This window comes from Roseburia sp. AF42-8, assembly GCF_003435965.1.
Taxonomy (GTDB): domain Bacteria; phylum Bacillota; class Clostridia; order Lachnospirales; family Lachnospiraceae; genus Roseburia_C; species Roseburia_C amylophila.
The window spans coordinates 1-5,419 of the sequence record NZ_QTVB01000077.1 but is presented as its reverse complement, the minus strand read 5'-3'; the positions used below and the strand labels follow the sequence as shown (position 1 = coordinate 5,419).

General features: G+C 42.8%; 2 protein-coding genes. Both read left to right on the top strand.

The window, feature by feature from the left end:
- The first annotated feature begins 132 nt into the window (after window positions 1-132).
- Window positions 133-4,380 carry a 2-hydroxyacyl-CoA dehydratase gene (locus DW059_RS14735; RefSeq protein WP_117699294.1) on the top strand — a complete coding sequence of 1,416 codons (4,248 nt, stop codon included), beginning with the start codon at window positions 133-135 and terminating at the stop codon, window positions 4,378-4,380.
- A 7-nt stretch (window positions 4,381-4,387) separates the two neighbouring features.
- Window positions 4,388-5,419, top strand: a 1,032-nt coding sequence (locus DW059_RS14730) for a glycosyltransferase family 2 protein (protein ID WP_147326066.1), incomplete at its 3' end; no start/stop codon positions are given.

The window sequence follows — 5,419 nt, the reverse complement described above, 5'->3', positions numbered from 1 at the left end:
TTTCTAAACAATCCATAAATTCTTTTATTAGGAATTGTTTTTTGAAAAATACTGTCGTATAATGAATTTTGTTTTGGAATTTATGAAACACATTATTAATATGAAGTAACAGACTAATACAGGGTGATTATTATGGAAAACAAAAATCTTAACAAACTGGGAATAGACATCGGTTCCACAACCGTTAAAATTGCTGTTCTTGGAAAAAATAACGAGCTGCTGTTTGCAGACTATGAAAGACATTTTGCCAATATCCGTGAAACCTTAACGGATTTATTAAAAAAGGCATTTGATAAGCTTGGGAATTTAAAACTGGCACCGATGATTACCGGTTCCGGCGGACTTACCCTTGCCAAACATCTTGGCATTCCGTTTGTGCAGGAGGTTATTTCCGTATCTACTGCCTTACAGGACTATGCGCCACAGACTGACGTTGCCATTGAGCTTGGTGGTGAGGATGCCAAAATTATTTATTTTGAAGGTGGTAATGTGGAGCAGCGTATGAATGGTATCTGTGCCGGTGGTACCGGTTCCTTTATTGACCAGATGGCATCTTTGATCCAGACAGATGCATCCGGTCTGAATGAGTATGCCAAAAATTATGATGCCATCTATCCGATTGCTGCACGATGCGGTGTATTTGCAAAAACCGATATCCAGCCATTGATTAATGAAGGTGCTACCAGAGAGGACTTATCTGCTTCTATTTTCCAGGCAGTCGTAAACCAGACCATCAGTGGTCTTGCCTGTGGAAAACCAATCCGTGGTCACGTTGCTTTCTTAGGTGGACCACTGCACTTCCTTTCTGAATTAAAGGAAGCTTTCATCCGTACCTTAAAACTGGATGATGAACACATTATTGCACCGGAAAATTCCCATCTGTTTGCAGCCATTGGTTCTGCATTAAATTATAAAGAAGATGTCACTTACGATTTATCCGATATTTTAGACAAATTGTCTTCTGATATTAAAATGGAATTTGAAGTAGCCCGTATGGAGCCTCTTTTTGCAACCCAGGCTGACTATGACGCCTTTACTGCCCGTCATAACGGACACAATGTAAAGACAGCGGACCTTTCTACTTACAAAGGAAACTGCTATCTTGGAATTGATGCCGGTTCCACCACAACCAAAATTGCACTGGCAGGAGAAGACGGTTCTCTTCTCTATTCTTTCTATAGCAGCAACAACGGAAGTCCTCTGGCTACTGCAATCAAATCCATCAAGGAAATCTATTCCTTATTACCGGCGGATGCACATATTGTACACTCCTGCTCCACCGGTTATGGAGAGGCTTTATTAAAAGCTGCCCTTATGTTGGATGACGGTGAGGTAGAAACCGTTGCCCACTACTATGCAGCGGCATTCTTTGACCCGGATGTAGACTGTATCTTAGACATCGGTGGTCAGGATATGAAATGCATCAAGATTAAGAACCAGACCGTTGACAGTGTTCAGTTAAATGAAGCCTGCTCTTCCGGATGCGGTTCCTTTATCGAGACTTTTGCGAAATCATTAAATTACAGTGTGCAGGATTTTGCCAAAGAAGCTTTATTTGCTGAAAACCCGATTGACCTTGGAACCCGTTGTACCGTATTTATGAATTCCAAGGTAAAACAAGCTCAGAAGGAAGGTGCAAGCGTTGCTGATATTTCCGCCGGTCTTGCTTATTCCGTTATCAAGAATGCTCTTTTCAAGGTTATCAAGCTTTCCGATGCAAAGGATTTAGGTGAGCATATCGTAGTTCAGGGTGGAACCTTCTACAATGATGCGGTACTCCGGAGCTTTGAAAAAATTTCCGGCTGTGAAGCGGTAAGACCTGATATTGCAGGAATCATGGGTGCTTTTGGTGCTGCTTTAATTGCAAGGGAGCGTCATGAGGAAGGTTACCAGACTTCCATGCTTTCCATTGATGAAATCAATGCACTGACCTTTGATACCAAGCTGACCCGCTGTCAGGGATGTACCAACCACTGTCTTTTAACCATCAACCGTTTCTCCGGCAACCGTTCCTACATTACCGGTAACCGTTGTGAACGTGGACTTGGCAAAGAAAAGAATAAAGAAAATATTCCAAACCTTTTTGAATATAAGAATGAACGGCTTTTTGCTTATCCTCCACTGAAGAAAGAAGAAGCCACCCGCGGAACCGTAGGACTTCCGAGAGTATTAAATATGTATGAGAATTACCCATTCTGGGCAACCTTCTTTGCAGCTTTAAAATTTGAAGTAGTACTCTCTCCACAGTCAACCAGAAAGATTTACGAGCTGGGTATTGATTCCATTCCAAGCGAGTCCGAATGTTATCCGGCCAAGCTTGCCCACGGTCATGTATCCTGGCTGATTCAGCATCAGGTAGATTTCATTTTCTACCCATGTATTCCTTATGAAAGAAATGAATTCCCGGATTCTAACAATCACTACAACTGCCCGATTGTTACATCCTATGCCGAAAATATCAAGAATAATGTAGATGAAATTACTTCAGGTCAGGTTCGTTTCTTAAATCCGTTTATGGCATTTACCAACCTTGACGTTCTGACCGAGCAGTTAGTACATACCTTTACCGAAGAGTTCTCCATTCCGGCAGAAGAAATCAAAGCTGCCGCGAGAACTGCATGGCAGGAGCTTTCCAATGCCAGAGAGGATATCAAACGCAAGGGCGAAGAAACTTTAGCATATTTAAAAGAGACTGGGAAACGTGGTATTGTACTTGCCGGCCGTCCATATCATGTAGATCCGGAAATCAACCATGGTATTCCGGAACTGATTAATTCCTATGGTCTAGCTGTACTTACAGAGGATTCCGTAGCACATCTCCATGAAGTAGAGCGTCCGCTTATTGTTATGGACCAGTGGATGTACCACTCCAGACTGTATGCTGCAGCAAACTTTGTAAAGACACAGGATAATCTTGATTTAATCCAGTTGAATTCCTTCGGTTGTGGATTAGATGCCGTTACAACAGACTGCGTCAATGACATTTTAAGCAAATCCGGCAAGATTTATACCTGCCTGAAAATCGATGAGGTAAATAACTTAGGGGCTGCAAGAATCCGTATCCGTTCTCTTCTTGCTGCTATCCGTGTCAAAGAAAAACGTCATGAAAAACGTACCATCGTTCCTGCTAACTTTAACCGTGTGGTATTTACCGAAGAAATGCGTGACAGTTACACAATTCTCTGTCCGCAGATGTCACCGATTCATTTCGAACTCTTAGAGCCTGCTTTCCAGGCTGCCGGATATCATCTGGTTGTACTTGACAATGATAACCGTGACTCTGTAGATGTAGGATTAAAATATGTAAATAACGACGCCTGCTACCCTTCCCTTATGGTTGTCGGTCAGATTATGAGTGCTGTTATGTCCGGAAAATATGACATGACAAAGACTGCAATTTTAATCTCCCAGACCGGTGGTGGATGTCGTGCCAGCAACTATATCGGTTTCATCCGCCGTGCCTTGGAAAAAGCCGGTTATAAAGACGTTCCGGTTATTTCCATCAACTTAAGCGGCTTAGAGAAGAACCCTGGCTTTAAATTTACACCACAGCTTATCCAGCACGGTCTTTATGCCTTAGAGTTTGGCGATATTTTCATGCGCTGTCTCTACCGCACCAGACCTTATGAGGAAGTACCTGGTTCTGCCAATGCACTTCATGAGAAATGGAAGGAACGTGTCATTGCATTTATTTCCAGGAAGGGCTTTGTCTCCCACCGGAAATACAAGAAGATGTGCCGTGAAATCATCCGTGACTTCGACCGTCTTCCGATGAAGGACATTAAGAAACCTAAGGTTGGTGTCGTTGGTGAGATTCTGGTTAAATTCCTTCCAGCCGCAAATAATTATCTGGTAGACTTACTGGAGTCCGAAGGTGCTGAGGCTGTTGTTCCTGACCTTACTGACTTCCTGCTCTACTGCTTCTATAACCAGAACTTTAAAGCAGAACACCTTGGCATGAGCAGGAAATCCGCAAAAGTCTCAAACCTCGGTATCAAATTTTTCGAATGGCTCCGTTCCGCTGCCCGTGACGAATTTGAAAAGAGTGAACACTTTGATCCTCCTGCCCATATTGAAACTCTGGCAAAATATGCTTCTGAGATTGTATCCCAGGGTAATCAGACCGGTGAAGGCTGGTTCTTAACCGGTGAAATGCTAGAGCTGATTCATACCGGAACCAATAATATCGTATGTACACAGCCATTTGCCTGTCTGCCGAACCATGTGGTCGGTAAAGGTGTTATCAAGAAGCTGCGTCACCAGTACCCTCTTTCTAACATCGTGGCTATCGACTATGACCCGGGTGCCAGTGAGGTTAACCAGTTGAACCGTATCAAACTGATGCTCTCTACTGCCAACAAGAACCTTGCAAAGGATTGATTCTTTTATGCAAACAATGACGATTATTGTACCCTGCTATAACGAAGAAGAAGCACTTCCGTATTTTTACGAAGAGATCTCAAAAATCAGACAACAGCTTACAGAGATTTCTCTTAAGCTGCTGTTTGTCAATGATGGCTCAACGGACAATACTCTTACCATCCTAAAAAAGCTTGCTTCTTCCGATAACAGTGTATATTATATTTCCTTTTCCCGTAATTTTGGAAAAGAAGCGGCTATTTATGCCGGTCTGAAAAATTCAACCAGTGATTATACTGCCATTATGGATGCAGATTTACAGGATCCCCCTTCCCTGCTTCCTTCGATGCTTCATGCCGTCCGGGAAGAAGGCTATGATTCGGTTGCCACACGACGGGTAAACCGCAAAGGGGAGCCGCTCGTCCGCTCCTTCTTTGCCCGAATGTTCTATAAGCTTATCCGCAAAATGTCCGATACAGATATCGTAGATGGTGCCAGAGATTTCCGGTTGATGAACCGTCCTTTTGTTGATGCGTTGTTAGAATTAAATGAATACAACCGCTTTTCCAAAGGGTTATTTGGCTGGGTCGGTTTCCGTACCAAATGGATTGAATTTGAAAATACAGAGCGGATTGCCGGAGAAACCAAATGGTCTTTCTTCCAGCTGGTCCGCTACTCCTTAGACGGAATGATATCCTTCTCTACAGCTCCGTTGAAGCTTGCATCCTTTACCGGAATGTTTATGTGTATCATTTCCTTCCTTGCCATTATCTTTATTATTGTAAGGCAGCTTTTATTCGGTGGCTCTGCTTTCGGCTGGCCGTCCATGGCATGTATCGTTATCTTTATCGGAGGTATCCAGCTTCTGTGCATCGGAATCTTAGGTTCCTACCTTTCCCGCACTTATATGGAGGTCAAAAAACGGCCTATTTATATCTGTCAGGAAAGCAATTTAAGCCAGATAAAGCTGTTAAATCTGAATGAAAAAATGATTAAAAAGAAAGTTTATAAACTTTTAAGAAATCCGCAACGTCCAATAAATACTGGTGTTGCGGATTTT